General features: G+C 66.4%; 21 protein-coding genes. 10 read left to right on the top strand and 11 right to left on the bottom strand.

The annotated features are described in order from the left end of the window. Positions 1 to 96: 96 nt before the first annotated feature. The 3 genes from purE to CQ050_RS22780 are packed head-to-tail and all read left to right on the top strand — an operon-like array spanning position 97 to position 2,881. Positions 97 to 618 carry a 5-(carboxyamino)imidazole ribonucleotide mutase gene (gene purE / locus CQ050_RS22790; protein WP_199196903.1) on the top strand — a complete coding sequence of 174 codons (522 nt, stop codon included), beginning with the start codon at positions 97 to 99 and terminating at the stop codon, positions 616 to 618. A gap of 5 nt (positions 619 to 623) precedes the next feature. Next, complete coding sequence (locus CQ050_RS22785) at positions 624 to 1,814, top strand: 5-(carboxyamino)imidazole ribonucleotide synthase (RefSeq protein WP_105559096.1); 1,191 nt, start codon at positions 624 to 626, stop codon at positions 1,812 to 1,814. 14 nt (positions 1,815 to 1,828) lie between these two features. Then, a complete protein-coding gene (locus CQ050_RS22780; RefSeq protein WP_105559095.1) occupies positions 1,829 to 2,881 on the top strand; it encodes an L-threonylcarbamoyladenylate synthase in 1,053 nt (350 codons plus the stop codon). Positions 2,882 to 2,972: 91 nt separating this feature from the next. Here the strand turns inward: CQ050_RS22780 and CQ050_RS22775 are convergent, their stop codons facing one another. The 4 genes from CQ050_RS22775 to CQ050_RS22760 are packed head-to-tail and all read right to left on the bottom strand — an operon-like array spanning position 2,973 to position 6,214. Then, positions 2,973 to 3,800: an IclR family transcriptional regulator C-terminal domain-containing protein gene (locus CQ050_RS22775; protein ID WP_105559094.1), complete on the bottom strand. Its 828-nt coding sequence runs from the start codon at positions 3,798 to 3,800 to the stop codon at positions 2,973 to 2,975. Further along, complete coding sequence (locus CQ050_RS22770) at positions 3,800 to 4,441, bottom strand: 3-oxoacid CoA-transferase subunit B (protein WP_105559093.1); 642 nt, start codon at positions 4,439 to 4,441, stop codon at positions 3,800 to 3,802. The genes CQ050_RS22775 and CQ050_RS22770 overlap by 1 nt, the downstream gene beginning before the upstream one ends. Before the next feature lie 10 nt (positions 4,442 to 4,451). Next, on the bottom strand, positions 4,452 to 5,132 hold the full coding sequence (locus CQ050_RS22765; protein WP_105559092.1) for a 3-oxoacid CoA-transferase subunit A: 681 nt from the start codon (positions 5,130 to 5,132) through the stop codon (positions 4,452 to 4,454). A 47-nt stretch (positions 5,133 to 5,179) separates the two neighbouring features. Next, positions 5,180 to 6,214 (bottom strand): tripartite tricarboxylate transporter substrate binding protein, encoded by a 1,035-nt coding sequence (locus CQ050_RS22760; protein WP_105559091.1) that lies wholly within the window; start codon positions 6,212 to 6,214, stop codon positions 5,180 to 5,182. A 352-nt stretch (positions 6,215 to 6,566) separates the two neighbouring features. Between CQ050_RS22760 and CQ050_RS22755 the strand changes: the two genes are divergently transcribed. The 7 genes from CQ050_RS22755 (at position 6,567) to CQ050_RS22725 (ending at position 13,892) form a co-directional block, all read left to right on the top strand. Beyond that, positions 6,567 to 7,589 (top strand): amino acid ABC transporter substrate-binding protein, encoded by a 1,023-nt coding sequence (locus CQ050_RS22755; RefSeq protein WP_105559090.1) that lies wholly within the window; start codon positions 6,567 to 6,569, stop codon positions 7,587 to 7,589. Positions 7,590 to 7,762: 173 nt separating this feature from the next. Then, positions 7,763 to 8,629 carry an IclR family transcriptional regulator gene (locus CQ050_RS22750; protein WP_105559089.1) on the top strand — a complete coding sequence of 289 codons (867 nt, stop codon included), beginning with the start codon at positions 7,763 to 7,765 and terminating at the stop codon, positions 8,627 to 8,629. A gap of 297 nt (positions 8,630 to 8,926) precedes the next feature. Continuing rightward, on the top strand, positions 8,927 to 9,835 hold the full coding sequence (locus CQ050_RS22745; RefSeq protein WP_105559150.1) for an arginase family protein: 909 nt from the start codon (positions 8,927 to 8,929) through the stop codon (positions 9,833 to 9,835). Between the two features lie 42 nt (positions 9,836 to 9,877). Continuing rightward, a complete protein-coding gene (locus CQ050_RS22740) occupies positions 9,878 to 10,666 on the top strand; it encodes an ABC transporter substrate-binding protein (protein ID WP_105559088.1) in 789 nt (262 codons plus the stop codon). 31 nt (positions 10,667 to 10,697) lie between these two features. After that, positions 10,698 to 11,390, top strand: coding sequence for an amino acid ABC transporter permease (locus tag CQ050_RS22735; protein ID WP_006222809.1), 693 nt, complete (start codon positions 10,698 to 10,700; stop codon positions 11,388 to 11,390). Between the two features lie 4 nt (positions 11,391 to 11,394). Next, the gene (locus CQ050_RS22730; RefSeq protein WP_105559087.1) at positions 11,395 to 12,147 is read left to right on the top strand and encodes an amino acid ABC transporter ATP-binding protein; all 753 of its coding nucleotides are present in this window, start codon (positions 11,395 to 11,397) and stop codon (positions 12,145 to 12,147) included. Between the two features lie 185 nt (positions 12,148 to 12,332). Continuing rightward, entirely contained in the window at positions 12,333 to 13,892 is a 1,560-nt protein-coding gene (locus CQ050_RS22725) for an acetolactate synthase large subunit (protein ID WP_105559086.1), read from the top strand. Positions 13,893 to 13,930: 38 nt separating this feature from the next. Here CQ050_RS22725 and CQ050_RS22720 read toward each other — a convergent pair whose 3' ends face one another. Genes CQ050_RS22720 through CQ050_RS22690 form a run of 7 tightly spaced genes read right to left on the bottom strand, consistent with a single transcriptional unit; the run spans position 13,931 to position 20,947 of the window. Then, a complete protein-coding gene (locus CQ050_RS22720; protein WP_105559085.1) occupies positions 13,931 to 14,641 on the bottom strand; it encodes an ABC transporter ATP-binding protein in 711 nt (236 codons plus the stop codon). Next, positions 14,629 to 15,414, bottom strand: coding sequence for an ABC transporter ATP-binding protein (locus tag CQ050_RS22715; RefSeq protein WP_105559084.1), 786 nt, complete (start codon positions 15,412 to 15,414; stop codon positions 14,629 to 14,631). The genes CQ050_RS22720 and CQ050_RS22715 overlap by 13 nt, the downstream gene beginning before the upstream one ends. Then, positions 15,407 to 16,453, bottom strand: a complete 1,047-nt coding sequence (locus tag CQ050_RS22710) for a branched-chain amino acid ABC transporter permease (protein ID WP_105559083.1) — start codon at positions 16,451 to 16,453, stop codon at positions 15,407 to 15,409. Before CQ050_RS22710 ends, CQ050_RS22715 begins: the two co-directional genes overlap by 8 nt. Beyond that, positions 16,450 to 17,328: a branched-chain amino acid ABC transporter permease gene (locus CQ050_RS22705; RefSeq protein ID WP_105559082.1), complete on the bottom strand. Its 879-nt coding sequence runs from the start codon at positions 17,326 to 17,328 to the stop codon at positions 16,450 to 16,452. The genes CQ050_RS22710 and CQ050_RS22705 overlap by 4 nt, the downstream gene beginning before the upstream one ends. A gap of 25 nt (positions 17,329 to 17,353) precedes the next feature. Further along, positions 17,354 to 18,514: an ABC transporter substrate-binding protein gene (locus tag CQ050_RS22700; protein ID WP_105559081.1), complete on the bottom strand. Its 1,161-nt coding sequence runs from the start codon at positions 18,512 to 18,514 to the stop codon at positions 17,354 to 17,356. Between the two features lie 31 nt (positions 18,515 to 18,545). Then, positions 18,546 to 19,391, bottom strand: coding sequence for an alpha/beta fold hydrolase (locus CQ050_RS22695; RefSeq protein WP_105559080.1), 846 nt, complete (start codon positions 19,389 to 19,391; stop codon positions 18,546 to 18,548). Then, entirely contained in the window at positions 19,388 to 20,947 is a 1,560-nt protein-coding gene (locus CQ050_RS22690; RefSeq protein ID WP_105559079.1) for a benzoate-CoA ligase family protein, read from the bottom strand. The genes CQ050_RS22695 and CQ050_RS22690 overlap by 4 nt, the downstream gene beginning before the upstream one ends. Positions 20,948 to 21,046: the final 99 nt, after the last annotated feature.

Below are 21,046 nucleotides of genomic sequence, written 5' to 3'. Positions count from 1 at the left end.
CGCGCGCCGGGTAAAATACCGGGTTTCGCGGACCGAATCCGCGGCCCTTTGACATTCCGCGGCAGGTTCCGCGGTCTTACCTCTTTGACACCGGTTATGACAGCCAAGACTTCCGCAGCGGCAGAGGCCACCCCCGTGGTGGGCGTGATTATGGGTTCTTCCAGTGATTGGGAGGTCATGAAGCACGCGGTCACCATGTTGGAGGACTTCGGCGTGGCCTACGAGGCGCGCGTGATTTCCGCGCACCGCATGCCGCAGGACATGGCCGAATACGGCGCGGCCGCGCATGGTCGCGGCTTGCGCGGCATCATCGCCGGCGCTGGCGGCGCGGCCCACTTGCCGGGCATGATGGCGGCGTTGACCGAAGTGCCGGTGTTCGGCGTGCCGGTTCCGTCCAAGTACCTGCGTGGCGAAGACTCGCTGCTGTCCATCGTGCAGATGCCCAAGGGCGTGCCGGTGGCCACCTTCGCCATCGGCGAGGCGGGCGCGGCCAATGCGGCGCTGCATGTAATTGCCACGCTGGCGGGCACCGATGCCGGCCTGCACAAGAAGCTGGTGGCGTTCCGCGCGCGGCAGACGCAAGCCGCCCGCGACATGAAGGTTCCGCCCGAGGCCTGATCCGTATGACTCAATCGACTCCTTTCCTGATTGCCCCCGGCGGCTGGCTGGGCCTCTTGGGCGGCGGCCAACTGGGCCGCATGTTCTGCCACGCGGCGCAAAGCCTGGGCTACAAGGTCGCGGTGCTGGATCCGGCCGACGAATGCCCTGCCGGCATGGTGGCCGACCTGCATATCCAGGCCGCCTACGATGACGAAGCCGGCCTGGCCCGGCTGGCCCAGACTTGTCAGGCCGTCACCACCGAATTCGAGAACGTCCCCGCCGAAAGCCTGCGCACGTTGGCCACGCGCTGCCGCGTGAGCCCGGCGGCCGACGCCGTGGCGATCGTGCAGGACCGCATCACCGAAAAGACGTTCATCGCGTCGCAGGGCATTCCCGTTGCCCCGCACGCCGCGATCCGCGCGGAAGCCGACCTGCGCGCGGCGCCGGATGCCTTGTTCCCCGGCATCCTGAAGGTCGCCCGCCTGGGCTACGACGGCAAGGGCCAGGCCCGCATCAACACGCGCGAAGAAGCGCTGGCCGCCTTCGCCGAATTCGGCGGCGTGGCTTGCGTGCTGGAAGCGCTGATGCCGCTGGATTACGAGATCTCCGTCGTGATCGCACGCGGTTTCGACGGCGCCGCCGTGGTGTTCCCGGTGGCGCGCAACGTGCACCGCGACGGCATCCTGGCGGTGTCCACCGCGGCGCCGGTGCAGCTGGACGCGGCCCACGCCGAACGGCAGGCCCGCGCCACCGAGGCGGCGCAGTCGATCGCACAAGGCCTGGGTTACCACGGCGTGCTGTGCGTGGAGTTCTTCGTCTTGAAGGACGGCAGCCTGATCGTCAACGAGATCGCGCCGCGCCCGCACAACAGCGGTCATTACACGATGAACGCCTGCATCACGAGCCAATTCGAACAGCAGGCGCGCGCCATGGCCGGCTTGCCGCTGGGCAGCGCCGCGCTGCTGGCGCCCGCCGTCATGTTGAATATCCTGGGCGACATCTGGTATGCGTCTTCGACCGCGACGACGCAGCGCGAACCCGATTGGGCCGCCGCGTTGTCGGTGCCCACCGCCAAGCTGCACCTGTACGGCAAGCGGGAAGCCCGCCGTGGCCGCAAGATGGGCCACATCACCATCGTGGCGCCCACCCTGGACCAGGCTCGCGCCGACGCCGCCCGCGTGGCTGCCGCGCTGGGCATGGACGCCCCCGAGTAAGCCGCGACGATCCAATGCCTTCCTTGCCCCCGCATGATTCCGCCAGCGCCGCGGAGATCGCCCACGCCGCGCAACGCTTGCTGGATGGCGAGCTGGCCGCTTTCCCCACCGAGACCGTCTACGGCCTGGGCGCGGATGCGGAAAGCCCGCAAGCGGTAGCGAAGATCTATGCAGCCAAGGGGCGGCCGTCGAACCATCCCGTCATCGTGCACATCGCGCCGCAAGGCGACGTGTCGTACTGGGCGGCGCAGGTGCCGCCCGAGGCGCGCCTGCTGATCGACGCGTTCTGGCCCGGGCCGCTGACCTTGATCCTGAAGCGCGCGCCCCACATCGTCGATACGGTCAGCGGCGGACAAGACAGCATTGGCATCCGCTGCCCCTCGCATCCGGTGGCGCAGGCGCTGTTGGCGGCGTTCGCCGCGGGCAAGCCGAACGGGCAGGGCGGCGTGGCTGCGCCGTCGGCCAACAAGTTCGGTCAGGTATCGCCCACGCGTGCCGAACACGTGCGCCATGAATTCCCCGAGGAAGTCGCGGCCGGCATGCCCGTGCTGGAAGGCGGCGCATCGGAAGTCGGCATCGAATCCACCATCCTGGACCTGTCGCGCCTGGACCGCGGCGCCGGCCCCGTGCTGCTGCGGCCCGGCCATATCAGCGCCGCGCAGATCGAAGCGGTGCTGGGCGTGCAGGTGTTCGCACCGGATGCCGCCGCGCCGCGCGCCTCGGGCACGTTGAAAGCGCACTACGCGCCGCGAACGCCGCTGGAGCTGGCGTCGGACGCGCGCTTGCAGGACGTGGCGCTGGGCCGCAACTTGCCGGAAGGCAAGGTCGTGGTGGTGGCGTATGGCGAGGCGCCCAAGGCGCTGGACGCGCGCTTGCAGTGGCATCCCGTGCCCGCGGATCCGGCGCGTTATGCGCAGGCGCTGTATGGCCTGCTGCGCGATCTGGACAAGCAGGGTTACGCGCGCATCATCGTGCAGGCGCCACCCGCCACGGAGGCATGGCACGCGGTCAACGACCGCATCGGCCGAGCCGCCGCGGCGTTCACGCTGGACACGACGGACCTGTAGCCGCCGCAAGGGGCCGGGGAATGACGCACGCCCCGTCCCGGATGCGGATCATGTCCGGCCGGGCCGCACGAAAATCCATCGCGCATCCGATTCACGCGACCAGGAATTCCCCGATTCTCTCCACAGCTTGCCGCAAGGGCGGCAGGAACTCGTCCGTCAGCCGGTTCAGGGGCACCCGCGCCGCCTTGACGCTGACGTTCACGGCGCCGCATGCCTTGCCACTGGCCGACCGCACGGGCACCGAAATCGCGCGCACGTTCAATTCCAGTTCCTGGTCCACCACCGCGTAGCCTTGCTCGCGGATGCGCACCAGCTCGGCGCGCAGCTTCGCTTCGGTGATCAGCGTGAATTCCGTATAGGGTTGCAAGTCGACCGTGGCGAAATAGCGCGCCAGCGCGGGCTCGGGCAATTGCGCCAGCAGTACGCGGCCAATCGACGTGCAATACGCGGGCAAGCGGCTGCCCAGCCCCATCGACGTCGCAAGCAGGCGATTCACTTCGGAACGCGCCAGGTACAGCATCTCGTGGCCTTCCATGATGGCCAGTGCACAGGTTTCGTTGACGGTGGCGCTTAGTTCTTCCAGCACCGGTTGCGCCAGCGAGACAAACGGCGTGGACGAAAAGTAGGCGTAGCCCAGGCCCAGGATGCGAGGCGTCAGCACATACAGCCGGCCATGCTGTTCGGCGATGCCCAGCAAGATCAGCGTGTGCAGGCAGCGCTGCACGACGGCGCGCGGCAGCGCGGCGCGGCGGCTGAGTTCTGCCGCGGTCTGCGGATGCCGGCGCGTGCCGAACGCGCGGATCACGTGTAGCCCGCGCGCAAGCGTCAGCATGTAGTCCGGATCGCCGCGCAACTGGTCGGGATGGTCTTCCGCCGCAAGCGGGGCGGCGTAGCCGGGCGGGGGAAGATTGGGCGTCATCAGCCTGCGCGCAGCGGCGCGCCCGTGCGCGCTTGCAGTTCGTTCAAAGTCATGCCGTCGATCATATCCCGAACCACCAGGCCGTCCGGGGTGACGTCAATGACGGCCAGGTCCGTGTAGATGCGGTCGACCACGCCGGCGCCCGTCAGCGGATACGTGCAGCGTTCGACGATCTTGGGATCGCCGTTCTTGCTGTTGTGCTCCATCATGATGAACACGCTGCGCGCGCCAACCGCCAGGTCCATCGCGCCGCCGACGGCCGGCGCTTCGCCGGGCTTGGCCAGCGACCAGTTGGCCAGATCGCCGTTGGCGGCGACCTGCATGCCGCCCATGACGCAGATGTCCAGATGGCCGCCGCGCATCATCGCGAACGAATCCGCGTGGTGGAAATACGAGCCGCCGGTGAGCAGCGTCACGGGCTGCTTGCCGGCGTTGATCAAGTCCAGGTTGACGGCGTCTTCCGCGGGCGGCGGGCCCATGCCCAGGATGCCGTTTTCGCTGTGCAGCACGATCTCGCGGCCGGGCGGAAGATGGGCGGCCACCAGCACCGGCATGCCGATGCCCAGATTGACGTAGCTGCCGTCGGGGATGTCCAGGGCCAGGCGGCGCGCCATGGCCTCGCGGGTCAGGGGACGATGCATGTGGGTTCCTTCAGCTGGAAAAGGCGGCGTTGGCCACTTCGGTGACGCGCGCGACGAAGATGCCCGGCGTCACGATGGCTTCGGGCGGCAGGTCGCCCAGTTCGGCCTTGGCGCGCACCTGCACGATCGTGGTCTTGGCCGCCATGCACATGATGGGCCCGAAATTGCGCGCGCTCTTGTGATAGGTCAGATTGCCCCAGCGGTCGCCCTGGTCGGCCTTGACCAGCGCGAAGTCGCCATGCAGCGGCGTCTCGAACACGTGGCCGCGGCCGTCGATGATGCGGGTTTCCTTGCCCGCGGCCAGTTCGGTGCCGTAGGCGGTGGGGGTGAAAAAGCCGCCCAGGCCGGCGCCTGCCGCGCGCAGCCGTTCCGCGATGGTGCCTTGCGGCACGCATTCCAGTTCGATGCCGCCGCGGCGGTACAGGTCGTCGAAGACCCAGGAATGCGACGCCTTGGGAAACGAGCAGATCACTTTGCGCACGCGGCCGGCCTTGATCAGGGCGGCCAGGCCGGTTTCGTGGTTGCCGGCATTATTGCTGACGACCGTGAGCTCGCGCGCGCCCTGGTCGATCAGGGCATGGATCAGTTCGGTGGGCATGCCCGCGCCGCCAAAGCCGCTGATCAGCACCGTGGCGCCGTCGTGGATGTCCGAGACCGCGGCCTCGGGGGTGTCGATGAACTTGTTGATCATGGGGGACTCCGATCGGGCCGGGCGCGTTGCCGCGCCCGGGTCCGCGTTCAATTCACGGTGATGCCTGCCTGCTTGATGATTTCGGCATAGCGCGCCGAATCGGTCTTCATCAGTTCCGCGAACTGCGCCGTGGTGCCGCTGACGGGCAGGAACCCCGCGTCCACGAATTTCTGCTTCACGTCGGGTTCCTTGACGATCTCGGCGATCTCGCGCGCCATGCGTTCGATGATCGGCTTGGGCGTGCCGGCCGGCGCCATCAGGCCTGCCCAGGAACCGGTCACGAAGCCGGGCATGCCGGCTTCTTCCATGGTGGGAATGCCGGGCTCGGTGGGCCAGCGTTCCTTGCCCGTGAAGGCCAGCGCTTTCAGCCGGTTCTGCTTCACGTACTGCATCGGCACCAGGATCGGGTCGAACACCATGGAAACGCGGCCGCCCAGCAGGTCGGTCAGGATGGGGGCGCTGCCCTTGTACGCCACGTGCGTCATCGTGAGCTTGTTCTGCAACGCGAAGTCGGCGCCCGTCAGGTGCGCGCTGGAGCCGTTGCCGCTGGAGGCGTAGGTCAGCTTGTCGGGGTTCTTGCGGCCATAGGCGACCAGGTCGGCCACAGTCTTGACCGGAAGATCTTCCGCCACGAACAGGAACAGCGGCAGGTCGGCCATCTGCACGACCGGCGTCAGGTCCGCGGGCGTGTAGGTCAGCTTGTACAGGTGGAAGTTGATGATGTAGGCCGGCAGCATGGACAAGAACGTGTAGCCGTCCGGATCCGACTTGGCCGCGATGGCCGAGCCCACGCTGCTGTTGGCCCCCGGCCGGTTCTCGACGATGATCGTCTGCTTCAGGCGCGGCCCCAGCTTTTCCATGACGATGCGGGTCACGATGTCGGTGGACCCGCCCGGCGTGTACGGCACGATGATCTTGATGGGCTTGCTGGGCCAGTCGTCCGCCGCCTGGGCCAGGCCGGTGCTCAGGCCGGCTGCGGCTAGCGCGGACAACAACAGGGTTTTCAGGGCGGTACGACGAGGCGTTGCCGCGTGGCGATGCGTCGCGGCGTGACGAGGCTGCGATTGTCTTGCTTGTGCCATGGATTGGTCTCCTCCATGAATCGGCCGTGTATCGATGCGCGCCCGGGATTTTTGTTGTGGCGCGATCGGCTTTTCTGTTGCGGCGCCGATGCCGCTGAGCGGACGCCGGCGCAAAAAAAGTATGGCATGCAAGCCTGCGGCAAGCGGCAGGGGGTGGCGCTATAAAGTTCGATCACCGGACAAATCTGATAGGTGGCCCGGTGGGCAGTCCCCCGGGTTTCCTCTAGGCCCGATCGCGTTGTTCACGCAGTGGACATGTCGTAATCTGGCGGCCGGCCCGACAACGCTGGGCTCGGTTTCAGCCGGGACGGCTTACAAGGCTGCCCGGGCATCTATCTCAGGAGAGGCAACCATGAAGCGGTCCATCTTGTTTGCAACCGGCGCGCTGGCGCTGGCTTGCGTGTCCCAGGCGGCGCTCGCCGGCCCCACGCTGGATGCGGTGAAGAAAAAAGGGTTCGTGCAATGCGGCCTCACCGACGGCGTCTCAGGCTTTTCCGCCACCAACAGCAAGGGGGAATGGGAAGGCATGGACGTGGATATCTGCCGCGCGGTCGCCGCAGCCGTATTCGGCGATGCGACGAAATTCAAGGGCACGGCGCTGTCGACCCAGCAACGCTTCACCGCGCTGCAATCGGGCGAAGTCGACGTGCTGCTGCGCACCGTCACGCTGACCCAGACGCGCGACACGTCGCTGGGCCTGTCCGCCGTCGCGGCCAGCTTCTATGACGGCCAGGGCATCCTGGTGAACAAGAAGTTGGGCGTCAAGAGCGCCAAGGAACTGAACGGCGCGACCGTCTGCGTGCAGCCGGGCACCACCACCGAACTGAATCTGGCCGACTGGTTCCGCGCGAACAAGATCGAATTCAAGCCGGTCGTGATCGACAAGGTGACCGAAGTCGTGCGCGCCTTTGAATCCGGCCGTTGCGACGCCTTCACCGACGATGCCTCGCAATTGGCGGCCGTGCGCGCCACGCAAGTCGCCAATCCGAACGACTACGAAATCCTGCCCGAACGCTTCTCGAAGGAACCGCTGGGGCCGATGGTGCGCCAGGGCGACGAGAACTGGCTGGGTATCGTGCGCTGGACTTTGTTCGCGCTGCTGGAAGCCGAGGAATACGGCATCACGCAGAAGAACGTGGACGAGATGTTGAAGAGCAACAACCCCAATGTGTTGCGCATCCTGGGCGTGACGCCCGGCGCCGGCAAGAACATGGGGGTGGACGAAAAGTGGGCCTACAACGCCATCAAGGCCGTGGGCAACTACAGCGAAGTGTTCGAGCGCAACGTCGGCAAGGACAGCAAGCTGGGCCTGCAGCGCGGCACGAATGCGTTGTGGAGCAATGGCGGCGCCATGTATCCGTGGCCGATCCGCTGATGCGTGGGCAATAACCCCGGGCAATAACCCGGGCAATAACCCCGGGGCAATAACGAAAGGCGGCCCGCCGCGCGGGGCGCCTTTTTTTCGTCCCATGCATTCTCAATCGCTCTGCGATATAAGGAAACCGTTATGCGGTACGCTATGCGCTTTCCTTCTGCACGCCGCGTGCCATGACCCTGAATCGAAGCCCCGAGGATTCCCCGCTGTTCGTTGCCGCGCTGGCGCGTGGCATTTCGCTGCTGCGGGCATTCAGCGAAGGGCAGCCGGCCATGACGCTGCCCGAACTGGCCGATGCCACGGGCTTGAGCAAAAGCGCGGTGCAACGCTTCACCCATACGCTGTGGACGCTCGGGTATCTGCGCAAGGACCCCATCAGCAAGAAATTCTCGCTGGCGCCCTGGTCGCTGGAGCTGGGAATGAACTATGTGCAGACCAGTCCGCTGGTGCTGGGCGGCAATCCGTTCCTGCATACGCTGAACCGCAACTGCCAGGAAACCTGCAGCCTGGCGGAGCCGGACGGGCTGGACATGGTGTATGTGGCGCGTTTCGCCACCCACAAGGAAATGTTCGTGAACATGCCGGTGGGCATGCGCTTGCCGCTGTATTGCACGGCGGCCGGCCGCGCGGTATTGGCCAAGCTGGACCCGGCCGTTGCAAGAAGCCTGCTGGAACGCGGTGACCGCAAGCCCTATACGGGAAACACGATCACCACCATGGACGCCCTGCTGGCCGAACTGGATTTCGCCCGGCGCCACGGCTATGCGCGCTCCAACGGCGAGTTCTACCCGGGCGACATCACCGTCAGCGCCGCGGTGCTGGACGCCGGCGGCACGCCATTGGGCGCCGTGAATGTGTCCGTCCCGTCAAGCCGTTGGTCTTTTGAACAGGCGCAAGCCGTCTTCGGCCCGCAGGTGGTGGAAACCGCGCATGCGATCAGCGCATCGCGCACGTTGGGCCGTTCGCATCCGTTCTATCAAATGGAGCCGCCCGGCGGCGCCTTGCGCGGCGCGATGCCGCTGGCCGACGACGACGCCTGAGCCGCGCTCTGCGCCGCATTCCAGTGCGGCGGCCGTTGCCCGGCGCAGCGCCAGTTCGCCCGGCGCCCGCGCGCCTATTGCCTACTAAATTAGTCGACTAATTTTTTGCCTCTAGGGGGAACTCCCTAATTGGCCGCCTGGGTTCTTACTTGCTAATCTATTTACGACACGACCGTATCGCCTAGCGATTCGACTAAATCTAAATAGAGTTTGGCTGGCCATTCGCCGGCCGTGCATGCCAGGAGCCGCGCTGTGCCGCAGTCATCTGAAGTCAGTTTCAATCCCGTTGCCGGATTCATGGGCCTGCCGGCCGCGCGGGAGGCGGGGGCCGGCAAGGCGCGCGCCTGCGTGGTCGGCATTCCGTTCGACTGCGGCACCCACCCGTTTCGCGTCGGGTCGCGGCAGGGGCCGGACGCCATCCGCGAGCAGTCCAGGCTGCTGCGTCCCGTCGACATCTTCCGGCGCAACGGCATCGACAACCCGCCCGAATTCCTGCGCGCCATCGATGTGGGCAACGTTGCCTGCCATCCCGGCGACCCCGACGCGTCCTACCCGCTGATCGAAGCCGGCATTGGCGCCATCCTGGACGCAGGCGCGATCCCGATTTCTATGGGGGGCGATGGCGCGGTGACGCTGCCGCAATTGCGCGCCGTGGCGCGCCGCCATCCCGATTTCGTCGTGCTGCATTTCGATTCGCATACCGACACCTATCCCATCCCCGGCTACAACACGGCCACCACCTTTACGCGGGCCGCGGAAGAGGGGTTGCTGGACGTGGCCTCGAGCTTTCACGTCGGCACGCGCGGCAGTTCCTTCATGCCCGGGGTGCTGGAGTTCGGGCGCGAGGTCGGCTACACGATCGTGCCCTACGATGACTTCGACCAGGACCAGAAGGCGACGCTGGCGGACATCAAGCAGCGCATCGGCCAGCGCCCCGTCTACCTGTGCTTCGACATGGACATCTTCGACCCCTCTTGCGCGCCGGGCGTCTGCACGCCGGAGTGGGGAGGGTTGTCGGCCAAGGAAGGGCTGGCGCTGCTGCGCCAGCTGGCCGGCCTGAATTTCGTGGCGTTCGACGTCAACACCGTGTCGCCGCCGCAAGACGTGCAGGGGGCCACGGCCTTCCTGGCCGCCACCGTGATGCAGGAATTCTGCGCATTGGCGGCGGTAGCGGTGCAGCAGTACCCAGACGGGCGCCCGGCCTGAGCCGGCCACGTCCGCGGCATTCAATCATCCAAGGGGAAAACGATGAAATTCAAATCCATTCTGCTGGGCGCAGCCGTGGCCAGCCTGCTGATCCAGTCCGGCGCAGGGGCGCGCACGCTTGACGAAGTGCGCGCCGAGAAAAGCCTGGCGGTCGTCACCACCGCTTCGGCGCCGCCGCATGGCTTCAAGAACCCGAAATCGAACCAGCTGGAAGGCATCATGGTCGACGTGGCAGCTGGGGTGGCCAAGCATTTGCAGGTGTCGGATAAGCTGTCCGACGTGCCGTTCTCGGGCTTGATCCCCACGCTGACGTCGGGCCGCGCGGACGTCATGTCCGCGCCGCTTTTCATTACCGAGGAGCGCGCCCGCGCCATCGATTTTTCGGTGCCGGTCTATGAGTGGGGCGAGGGCGTCGTGGTCAGCGACAAGGCAGCCAAGCAGTACGCCCGGTTCGAAGACATGCAGGGGCAGCGCGTGGGCGTGCTGGTGGACTCCGTCCAGTTCAACATGATCAAGGACATGCCGGGCACCAAGGTCACCACCTATCAGGACTATTCGACCTTGCTGGCCGACGTGCGCGCCGGACGCATTGACCTGGGCATCGTGGATCCGCCCAGCATCCTCTACCAGATCCAGACCAAGAACATCCCGGGCGTGAAGCTGGACACCGGCTATCAGCCGCAACGCAAGTGGCAGGTCGGCATGGCCGTGCAGAAGGGCAACACCGCGCTGCTTGAGGCGGTCAACGCCGCATTGGCCGAGATGCGGAAAAACGGCGAAATGGCGGCGATCGGGAAGAAGTGGGGCGTGTCCGACCTGATCAGCAAGTAAGCGCCGCAACGGCACGGATAAGGAGCACGACTTGGATCTCGCTACGCTGCGCATGTACCTGACCCCTTTGGCCGAGGGCACGGTCTGGACTTTGGCGCTGTTTTTCTGTTCGGCTTTCCTGGCGGTGGCGTTGGGCCTGGTCGTCTGCTTGTGCCGCCTGTCGCCCTCGCGGCTGTTGAGCCGCGGCGCGCGCTTCTACATCGAAGTGATACGGGGCACGCCGCTGCTGCTGCAATTGTTCTACATCTACTACGGCCTGCCCGAGATGGGGGTGGTGATCAACGGTTTCGTGGCCGGCGTGCTGGGCCTGACGTTGAACTTCGGCGCCTATCTGGCCGAGCTGTTCAGAAGCGGCATCCAGTCGGTGGACACCGGCCAGTACGAAGCGGCCCGCGCGCTGGGCTTGCGCAAGGTGCAGCGGCTGCGCCGCATCGTGCTGCCGCAGGCGCTGCGAACGGTGTTTCCCGCGCTGGGAAATTATGCGCTGGTGTTGATCAAGGAAACGTCGCTGGTCGCCGTCATCAGCGTGTACGAACTGATGCGGGCGGGCGAGATGCTGGCCGGCGCGACGTTTCAGGCGCTGACGGTCTACACGATGGTGGGCGTTATCTACTTCGCCATGTGCAGCGTGCTGTCGTATCTGTTCCGGCGTTCCGAGAAGCGCCTGACCGTGCCGGGCTACTGGAGCGGCGCCGGCGAGAACCACGATATTTCCAAGGCCTGACACGATGAACGCAATGAATGCCGCAGCTCCCATCATCACCATGCAGGGCGTCAGCAAATGGTATGGCGACTTCCAGGTGCTGGACAATCTGGCGCTGGAAGTTGCGCCCGGAGAAAAGCTGATCCTTTGCGGTCCGTCCGGTTCGGGCAAGTCCACGACGATTCGCCTGCTGAACCGGCTGGAAGAGCACCAGAAGGGCCGCATCGTGGTCGATGGGATCGAACTCAACGAAGACGTGAAGAACATCGAGCGCATCCGCGCGGAAGTGGGCATGGTGTTCCAGCACTTCAACCTGTTCCCGCACCTGACGGTGCTGGAGAACTGCACGCTGGCGCCCTTGCTGGTCAAGGGCGTGCCGGCGGACGAGGCCCGGTCACGCGCGATGGACTATCTGGAACGGGTGCGGATTCCGCAACACGCGGACAAGTATCCCGGCCAGTTGTCCGGCGGCCAGAAGCAGCGGGTGGCGATCGCACGCGCCTTGTGCATGCAGCCCAAGATCATGCTGTTCGACGAGCCCACGTCCGCCCTGGATCCCGAGATGGTCAAAGAGGTGCTGGACACGATGGTCACGCTGGCCAGGGACGGCATGACCATGGTTTGCGTCACCCATGAAATGGGGTTTGCGCGGGAAGTGGGCGACCGGATCGTGTTCATGGACCAGGGCGCCATCGTCGAGGCCGATACGCCCGAGAATTTCTTCAACACCCCCCGGTCAGAGCGGGCGCAGGCGTTCCTGGGGCAGATCCTGGCCTAGCCGCGCGCCCGGGTACGCTAATTCCGGCTGGCGGAACACGAAGGGGCCACGGAGGGCGGCGCGGGAATGGTTCCATCCCCGCAAGCGGAACTGGCTCTATCGTGTTTTTGATACGCTACCTATCATGCATATCAGGCGGGCGCGCATGCGCCCGCATCGCCATTTGAAAACGACTAGGGAAAATCATGAACGGCGCTGACAGTCTTTGCGATACCTTGCTGGCCAACGATGTGGACGTTTGCTTCGCCAACCCCGGCACGTCCGAAATGCACTTTGTGGCGGCGTTGGATCGCAAGCCCAAGATGCGCTGCGTGCTGGGCTTGTTCGAAGGCGTGGTGACGGGGGCCGCGGACGGCTATGCGCGCATGGCCGACAAACCGGCCGCCACCTTGCTGCACTTGGGTCCGGGCCTGGGCAACGGCCTGGCCAACCTGCACAACGCCAAACGCGCCCGTACGCCCATGGTCAACATCGTGGGCGACCACGCCACGTATCACGTGCAGTACGACGCGCCGCTGACCAGCGACGTTGAAGGCGTGGCGCGCCCGATGTCGCATTGGGTCAAGCGCACGATGACCGCCGCCGAGGTGTCCGCGGACGCCGCCGAAGCGATCGGCGTGGCGCGCCGGTCGCCGGGCAATATCGCGACCTTGATTCTTCCCGCCGATGCGGCCTGGACGGACTTGCCGGACAATGCGCCGGCCCCGGTGCAAGTAAAGGACGCGGCCCTGGCCCTGACGTCGCACGACGCCGTGCGCGCCGCTGCCGCGGCGATTCGCTCGGGCGAGACCACCGTGCTGATGCTGGGCGGAGCCGCGCTGCGCGAGCGCGCGCTGGAGGCCGCCGGCCGCATCGCGCGCGCCACCGGTGTTCGCCTGATGTCGGAAACGTCCAACCGCCGTATCGAACGTGGCGGCGCCCGCACGCCCGTTGATCGCCTGCCGTATCCGATCGACCTGGCGGTGGCCAAGCTGAAAGACGTCAAGCATCTGGTGCTGGCGGGCGCCAAGGCGCCGGTGGGCTTCTTCGCGTATCCGGGCAAGCCTAGCCTGCTGGCCCCGCCCGACAGCAACCAGGTCGTGCTGGCGACCGCCGAGCAGGATCTGGCGCAGGCGCTGGAATGGCTGGCCGACGAATTGGGCATTGCCGCGGATGCGCCGCGCCTGGCCACGCCGGCCGCCAATTACGAGGTGCCGTCGTCGGGCAAGCTGACGGGCGCCGCCGTGAACATCCTGGTCGCGCACACCTTGCCGGAACAGGCCATCGTGTGCGATGAGTCCATCACGCAGGGCCGCGAGTTCCCCATCTACAGCGCCAGCAGCGCCCCGCACGACTGGCTGATGCTGACCGGTGGCGCGATCGGCATCGGTTTGCCGCTGGCGACCGGCGCCGCCGTGGCGTGCCCGGATCGCAAGGTCATCACGCTGCAGGCCGACGGCAGCGGCATGTACACCCTGCAGGCACTGTGGACGCAGGCGCGCGAGAACCTGAATTGCCTGACGGTGATCCTGGCCAACCGCTCCTACGCCACGCTGCATGGCGAAATGAAGAACGTGGGCGTGAAGGAACCGGGCCGCAACGCGCGCCGCATGCTGGACCTGGAAGAACCCTTCCTGGACTGGACGCACCTGGCGCGCGGCATGGGCGTGGAGGCGGTCAGCGTCGATACGGTGGAAGGGTTTGCCCGCGCGCTGGCCGACGGCCTCAAGCGCCGTGGCCCATTCCTGATCGAAGCGATCATCTAAAGGCGATTCACCCTGGGCCGTGGTCGTGCCGACACGGCCTAGACGCCCAGATAGCGCGTCAGCTGCTCCGGTTGCCGGGCCAGCGACGCGCTATCGCCATCCTGCACGATCAACCCTTTTTCCATCACCAGGCAACGGTCGGTGTGTTCCAGCACCGCACGATAATTGCGGTCCACGATCAAGGCCGACATGCCGGTGGCACGGATCTGGCGGATGATCTTCCAGATCTCCGTCACGATCAGCGGAGCCAGGCCTTCGGTGGCCTCGTCCAGGATCAGCAGGTCGGGGTTGGTCATCAATGCCCGTCCAATGGCCAGCATCTGCTGTTCGCCGCCCGACAGTTGCTGGCCGCCGTGCCCCAGCCGTTCCCGCAGCCGTGGAAAGGTGTCCAGCACGCGCGAATACGTCCATGCCTGTGTGCCTCGTACACCGGGACGCGCCGCCACTTGCAGGTTTTCACGCACATTCAGGTTGGGAAAGATGCCTCGCCCCTCGGGCACATAGGCCAGTCCCAACCGCGCGATCGTGTGGGGCTGGGCATGCGTGCAGTCGCGGCCGCCGATCCGCACGAGACCCTGCGCGCTTTTTACCTGCCCCATGAGGCTACGGATCAGCGTGGTCTTGCCCATGCCGTTGCGGCCCACCAGCCCCACGGATTCGCCCGGTGCGATGTGCATGTCCACGCCGCGCAGCACATGGCTGGCGCCGTAGTACACGTGCAGGCCGCCTGCTTCGATCAGTGCTTGCATGGCACGCCCCCTTGCGCATCCACGCGCAGGTCTTCGCCCAGGTAAGCCGTGCGCACTTCCGCGTTGGCGCGGATCTGGGCGGGCGTGCCGCTGGCGATGGCGGTGCCGTTGACCATCACGGTGATGGTTTCGGCGATGCGGAACACGGCGTCCATGTCGTGTTCCACCAGCAGAATCGCGTGGCCCGCCTTCAGCGTCTGAAGCAGGTCAAGGATACGGTCCGTTTCTTCGGGGCCCATGCCGGCCAGGGGTTCGTCCAGCAGCAGCACCTGCGGTTCGCCCGCCAGGCACATGGCGATTTCCAGTTGCCGCTTGCGGCCATGGGGCAGCAGGCCGGCGGCGCGCGTGGCGTCATCGGCCAGCCCCGTGCGCTCCAGCGCGTGGCGCGCCAGCTCGGTGCTGCGCCGGCAATCCGAAGCCTGCCGCCACCAGTGCCAGAAGCGCTGGCGGCTGGCTTGCGCCGCCAGCCGGCAGTTCTCGAATACGCTGAGTTCGGGGAACAAGGTGGACCGCTGATAGCTGCGCCCAAGCCCCGCGCGCGCCCGTTCGGGCTGCCGCCACGCCGTGATGTCGCGTCCGCCCAGCATGACCTGGCCGCTGCTGGGCGCAATCTCTCCGGACAGGATGTTGATCAGCGTGGACTTGCCCGCGCCGTTGGTGCCGATGACGGCATGCACCTGGCCACGGGCCAGGCCCAGCGAGACACCGTTGACGGCCGTCAGGCCGCCGAAGCGGCGCGTGACGGCCGATGCGGCAAGGAGAAGGTCAGACATGGGGCTCTCCCTGGATAGGAAGGCGGGCCGGGGCCCGGACGGCGCTGCCCGTGGGCGTGGCGGCGCGCGCGCCGGCCGCCCGCGCTTCGCGGCGCTGGCGCCATTGCGCGGGCAGTCCGGCGATGCCGTCAGGCAACATCGCCACCAATGCGATGATGGCGATGCCTAGCGGCAGGTGCCAGTGACGGGCGTAGTCGCCGAACAGCGCCTGCGACTGGAACAGTTCCTGCATCAGTACCAGCGCCACAGTGCCCATCACGGCGCCGCCCAGGCTGGCCATGCCACCCAGGATCACCATCAGCAGCACCAGCCCGGACTGTTCCCAGGCCAGCAGCTCGGGCGTGACGAAACCATCCTTCAGCGCGAACAGGAAGCCCGCCAGGCTGGCCAGCGTGGCGCCCACGACATACGCGGTCAGCTTGTAGGGATAGGTGGAATAGCCTGCCGCCCGCATGCGCTGTTCATTGATGCGGATGCCGGCCAGCGCCGCGCCGAATGGCGAGCGCCGCAGCAGCGCCAGGAACCCCCAGCAAAGCGCCAGGCAGGCCAGCACGAAGTAATAGAAGGTCGTTGCATTGCCCAGGTCGAACGGCACCCGGCCGGCGATCGACAGCTCGGGCCGGAAGTACAGGTAGATGCCGTCGCTGCCGCCGCCGATCTTTGTATCGTGGAACACGTAGTAGGCCATTTGCGCGAACGCCAGCGTCACCATGATGAAGTACACGCCGCGCGTGCGCAGCGCCAAGGCGCCGGTAACCGCGGCGTAGATTGCCGCCGCCAGCAAGGCCGCGGGCAGCAGCCACCAGAGGCTGGCCGCCTCGGATTCGGGCGACAGCAACGCCGCCGCATAGGCGCCGATGCCGAAGAAGGCCGCGTGCCCCAGGCTGACCAGCCCCGCGCCGCCGACCAGCAATTGCAGGCTCAGCGCGAAGATGGCGTAGATCATGACCTTGATCGCCAGGCCGGTGTAGTAGTCGCTGCCGCTCCAGGCGAAGGCGGCCAGCGCCAACAGCGTCGCGAAGGGAAGAAGTCTTGTCATGGCTTGAACAGCCCTTCGGGCTTGCAAAGAAGGATGAAGGCCATCAGCAGGTAGACGAGAACCCCCGCCGCGGACGGGAATAGCACCTGTCCGAAGGTCTCGACAAAGCCCACCAGCATCGCCGCCAGGAACGCGCCGCGAATGGATCCGATGCCGCCGATCACCACCACCACGAAGCAAATGATCAGCACGCCGTTGCCCATGCCGGGATACACCGACGACACGGGCGCGGCGATGGTGCCGGCCAGCGCGGCCAACGCCACGCCCGCCGCGAACACCAATCGGTACAGCTTGTTGACGTCGATGCCCAGCGATCCCGTCATTTCGCGGTTGCTGGCGCCCGCGCGCAGCATCATGCCCAGGCGTGTGCGTGAAATCACCCAGTACAGCAGCAGCGCCACCGCGATGCCTACCGCCGAGATGAACAGCCGATAGACGGGATACGTCATCACGCCGCCCAGCGAAAGGCTGCCCTGTAGCCAGGCGGGCAGCGGCACGCCGTGCACGTCGTTGCCGACCAGGATGCTGCGCAGTTCCTCGAACACCAGGATCAGGCCATAGGTCATCAGCACCTGTTGCAGGTGGTTGCGGTGGTACAGGTAGCTGAAGAATGCCGCTTCCAGGAAATAGCCCAACACGGCGGCCAGCGCCACGCAGACGACAAGCGTCGCGACAAAGCCGCCGCCCAGCCAGCGGTCAACCACCGGGCCCAGCGCGAACGCCATGTAGGCGCCAATCATGTAGAAGCTGCCATGGGCAAGGTTGATGATGCCCATGATGCCGAAGATCAGCGTGAGTCCGCTGGCCACCAGGAACAGCAGCAAGCCGTACTGGAAAGCGTTCAGGCTTTGGATGAGCAGGATGCTGATGTCCATGGGGCCTCCTTGTGGCGACGTGGCGTCAGAGCTTGCAGCCGCGGGCCGGGTCGGCCAGTTTCTTGATGGCAACGTCGACGACCTTGTTCTCCAGCCCGTCCACGCGGCGCAGGTAGATGTCCTGCACCGGGTTGCCGGCCGCGGACAAGGTGAAGGGGCCGCGCGGGCTGTCCACCGTGGCGCCGCGCATGGCGGTGCGGAAGTCGGCCTTCTTGGCAAAGTCGCCCTTGACGGCGGACAGGCCCGACTGCATCAGCTGCGCGGCGTCATAGCCCTGAACGGCATACACGTCCGGCTGCGCGTTATAGTTTTTGGCGTAGTCGGCGCGGAAGGCGTTGTCGCGCGGCGTATTCAGGCCGTCGGCATAGTGCAGCGTGGTCAGCAGGCCTTGCGCGGACGCGCCCTGCGCCTGCAACGTGCCGTCCGTCAGGAAGCCCGACCCGTACAGCGGGATGGTCTTGCCCAGTCCGGCGGCGTGATAGTCCTGCACGAATTTCACCGCGCCGCCGCCCGCGAAGAAGGTGAACACCATGTCGGGCTTGGTGGCGGCGATCTCGGTCAGCAGCGACTGGAATTCCACGTTGGGGAACGGCAGGCTTAGCTCCTTGACCACCTTGCCGCCCGCTTTCTCGAAGCCTTCCTTGAAGCCTCCGATCGCCTCGTCGCCCGCGGCGTATTTCCAGGTGATGGTGACGGCCGTCTTGTGGCCCTTGGCGAAGGCGACGGGGCCCATCGCATACGCGGGCTGCCAGTTGGTGAACGAGGTGCGGAAAATGCCGGGGCCGCACAACGGGCCGGTGATGGCGTTGGCGCCGGCGTTCGTCACGATGAGCGTGGTGTCGCTGTCTTTGGCGGCTTTCGCCAGCGCCATCGCCACGCCCGAATGCACGGTGCCGATCAGCACGTCGACCTGGTCGCGTTTGATCAGGCGGTTGGCGTTTTCCGCGGCCTTGGCGGGGTTGGACTCGTCGTCCACCTTGAAGTATTCGATCTCGCGCCCGCCCAGCTTGCCGCCTTGTTCGGCGACGTACAGCTTGAAGCCGTTCTCGATGGCGTTGCCCAGCGCGGCGTAGGTGCCGCTATAGGGCAGCATGAATCCGACTTTAAGCTTGTCGGCGGCTTGCGCGCCGCTGGCGGCGAACGTCAGGGCCGCGGCAATCGCGGCCCGGGTCAGGGCGTGGTTCATGGTTTGTCTCCGTGCTTGTCATGGGCTGGCGTCAAGGCCGGCCGGGTTTGTCCAACGCGCCGATGAAATCGGCGACGGCCTGGATAACAATGGCGGGCTGGTCCTTGTGCGGCGAATGGCGGCAGTCGGGAATTTCCAGCAGCACGGTTTGCGGCGCATGGCGGCGGATGCCGCGTATCTGCGCCAGCGAACCGTACTCGTCGCCCACGCCCTGGATCGCCAGCACGGGGCAGACGATGCGGGGCAGATAGTCTTCGATGTTCCAGCGGCGGAAATCGGGGTTCAGCCAGATGTCGTTCCAGCCCCAGAACGCCGAATCCACGTCTGCGTGATAGCGGGCCAGCCGGCTGCGCAGGTCCGTGTCCAGATAGGCCTGGCGCGCCAGTGCGATGTTCGCGACCGTCACGTCTTCGACGAACGTGTGCGGCGCAGCCACCACCACGCCCGCGACGGCCTCCGGGTGCATGGCGGCATGCAGCAGCGCGATCGACCCGCCGTCGCTATGGCCGAACAGCACCGGCTTGTCGCGGCGCGTGTCCACGCCCAGGGCGGCGAACAAGGCCGGCAGCACGTCGCGCGCCTCGCGGTGCATGAAGTCCACCGGCCACTTTTCCTGCGGCGGACGCGGCGTGGACTGCCCGTAGCCATAACGCGATACGGCCAGCCCGCGGCATCCGGCGGCTTCGCAGACCTGCGCCGGCCAGTCCTTCCACATCGCGACCGACCCCAGGCCTTCGTGCAGGAACACCAGCAACGGCGCCGTGGCGCGCTCGGGCGCGATCCACAGGCATTCCAGACGCAGCGGCCGGCCGGCGGCGTCGACCTCCGCGAAGGCCGGGCGCAGGCTTGGCGTGCTGATGGCCGCCGCGCCGTTCACAGCGTCGCCTCTTCCAATTGGCGCAGACGGAACCGCTGGATCTTGCCCGTGGCGGTCTTGGGAAGCTCTTCGGTGAAATTGATCTGGCGCGGATACTTGAAGGGCGCAAGATGTTGCTTCACATAGTTTTGCAGTGCGGCGCCCGTGCTGGCGTCCGGTTCGAAACCGGGGCGCAGCACGACGTAGGCCTTGGTCTTGACCAGCCCGTCGTGGTCCGGCACGCCGATCACCGCGGCTTCCAGCACGGCTTCGTGCTGCACCAGGATGTTCTCGACTTCGACCGGCGACACGTACTGGCCGCTGACCTTGATCATGTCGTCGCTGCGGCCCGCATAGGTGTAGTAGCCGTCGGCATCGCAGGTGTATTTGTCGCCGCTCTTGAGCCAATCGCCCAGGAAGCACTGGCGCGTCTTGTCGCGGTTGTTCCAGTACATCAGTGCGGCGCTGGGGCCTTTGATGTAGAGATCGCCGATGGCGCCGGTTTCGACAGGCGCGCCGTTCTCGTCGCGCAACTGCACTTCGTAGCCGGGCACGGGCTTGCCGGTGGTGCCGTAGCGCAACTGCCCGCTCTGGTTCGAAATAAAGATGTGCAGCATCTCGGTCGAGCCGATGCCGTCCAGGATTTCACAGCCGAAATGCCGCGTGAAACGTTCGCCGATGTCGCGCGGCAACGCTTCGCCTGCCGACGTGCAGACCCGCATTGCCACCTGCGAGCGCGGCGGCAGGTCGGGCGATGCCAGCATGCTGGCGTATAGCGTGGGCACGCCGTAGAACACGGTGGGGCGGTGCCTGGTCAGGCGCTGGAAGACGGCTTGCGGCGTGGGGCGTTCGCCCATCAGCACCACGGTCGCGCCGACCGACAGGGGAAACGTCAGGCCATTGCCCAGGCCATAGGCGAAGAACAGTTTGGCCGCCGAGAACACCACGTCGTCTTCGCGGATGCCCAATACCGGCTTGGCATACAGTTCGGCCGTGTGCCACAGGTTGCCGTGCGTGTGGACCACGCCTTTGGGCTTGCCCGTGGATCCCGAGGAATACAGCCAGAAGGCGATTTCGTCGGAAAGTGTACGGACGGCGGGCGCGATCGGCGCGGCAGCCAACAGCGCCTCGAACTCCTGGGCATGCACGGGCAGGGCGGCCGTGGGCTGAGACACCACGATGTGTTCGGCATCGGCCGGCGCCTGGGCCAGCGCCGTCTGCAAGACAGGCAATAGCGCGCCCGAGACGAACACGGCGCGCACCCGGCTGTGCGCCAGGATGTAGGCGTAGTCGTCCGCGGTCAGCAGGGTATTGACCGCCACGGGCACCACGCCGGCATGCAGCGCGCCCAGGAACACGACGGGCCAGTCGGCCGTGTCTTGCATCAGCAGCAAAATGCGTTCTTCGCGGCGCAGCCCCAATTGGCGCAGGGCGCCCGCCATGCGGGCGACCCGTTCGGCCAGTTCGCCGTAGCTCAACTGCCGGGTGTCGTCGATATAGGCGGCCTTGGCGGCCCGGGGCGCATTCAGCGCGGCCAGGTAACTGGCGAAATTGAGTTCGGCGGGGCAGGTGTTCACGGTTGTCTCCTGATGTCCTGGTGGGGGGCCATGGCGCTGTCTTTTTTCCGCTGCACCGTGTCAAGGCACGGCGCGCGGGGGTTATTGGGCGCGCGGGGG

Origin of the sequence: Achromobacter sp. MYb9 (assembly GCF_002975275.1) — a bacterium.
Classification (GTDB): Bacteria; Pseudomonadota; Gammaproteobacteria; order Burkholderiales; family Burkholderiaceae_B; genus Achromobacter.
Note: the sequence above shows the minus strand (reverse complement) of the source record. Positions and strands in the feature narration are given on the sequence as shown.

Coding starts and splice junctions, on each gene's coding strand:
- purE (WP_199196903.1), top strand. CDS start 97: ATGACAGCCAAGACTTCCGCAGCGGCAGAGGCCACCCCCGTGGTGGGC.
- CQ050_RS22785 (WP_105559096.1), top strand. CDS start 624: ATGACTCAATCGACTCCTTTCCTGATTGCCCCCGGCGGCTGGCTGGGC.
- CQ050_RS22780 (WP_105559095.1), top strand. CDS start 1,829: ATGCCTTCCTTGCCCCCGCATGATTCCGCCAGCGCCGCGGAGATCGCC.
- CQ050_RS22775 (WP_105559094.1), bottom strand. CDS start 3,800: ATGACGCCCAATCTTCCCCCGCCCGGCTACGCCGCCCCGCTTGCGGCG.
- CQ050_RS22770 (WP_105559093.1), bottom strand. CDS start 4,441: ATGCATCGTCCCCTGACCCGCGAGGCCATGGCGCGCCGCCTGGCCCTG.
- CQ050_RS22765 (WP_105559092.1), bottom strand. CDS start 5,132: ATGATCAACAAGTTCATCGACACCCCCGAGGCCGCGGTCTCGGACATC.
- CQ050_RS22760 (WP_105559091.1), bottom strand. CDS start 6,214: ATGGCACAAGCAAGACAATCGCAGCCTCGTCACGCCGCGACGCATCGC.
- CQ050_RS22755 (WP_105559090.1), top strand. CDS start 6,567: ATGAAGCGGTCCATCTTGTTTGCAACCGGCGCGCTGGCGCTGGCTTGC.
- CQ050_RS22750 (WP_105559089.1), top strand. CDS start 7,763: ATGACCCTGAATCGAAGCCCCGAGGATTCCCCGCTGTTCGTTGCCGCG.
- CQ050_RS22745 (WP_105559150.1), top strand. CDS start 8,927: ATGGGCCTGCCGGCCGCGCGGGAGGCGGGGGCCGGCAAGGCGCGCGCC.
- CQ050_RS22740 (WP_105559088.1), top strand. CDS start 9,878: ATGAAATTCAAATCCATTCTGCTGGGCGCAGCCGTGGCCAGCCTGCTG.
- CQ050_RS22730 (WP_105559087.1), top strand. CDS start 11,395: ATGAACGCAATGAATGCCGCAGCTCCCATCATCACCATGCAGGGCGTC.
- CQ050_RS22725 (WP_105559086.1), top strand. CDS start 12,333: ATGAACGGCGCTGACAGTCTTTGCGATACCTTGCTGGCCAACGATGTG.
- CQ050_RS22720 (WP_105559085.1), bottom strand. CDS start 14,641: ATGCAAGCACTGATCGAAGCAGGCGGCCTGCACGTGTACTACGGCGCC.
- CQ050_RS22715 (WP_105559084.1), bottom strand. CDS start 15,414: ATGTCTGACCTTCTCCTTGCCGCATCGGCCGTCACGCGCCGCTTCGGC.
- CQ050_RS22710 (WP_105559083.1), bottom strand. CDS start 16,453: ATGACAAGACTTCTTCCCTTCGCGACGCTGTTGGCGCTGGCCGCCTTC.
- CQ050_RS22705 (WP_105559082.1), bottom strand. CDS start 17,328: ATGGACATCAGCATCCTGCTCATCCAAAGCCTGAACGCTTTCCAGTAC.
- CQ050_RS22700 (WP_105559081.1), bottom strand. CDS start 18,514: ATGAACCACGCCCTGACCCGGGCCGCGATTGCCGCGGCCCTGACGTTC.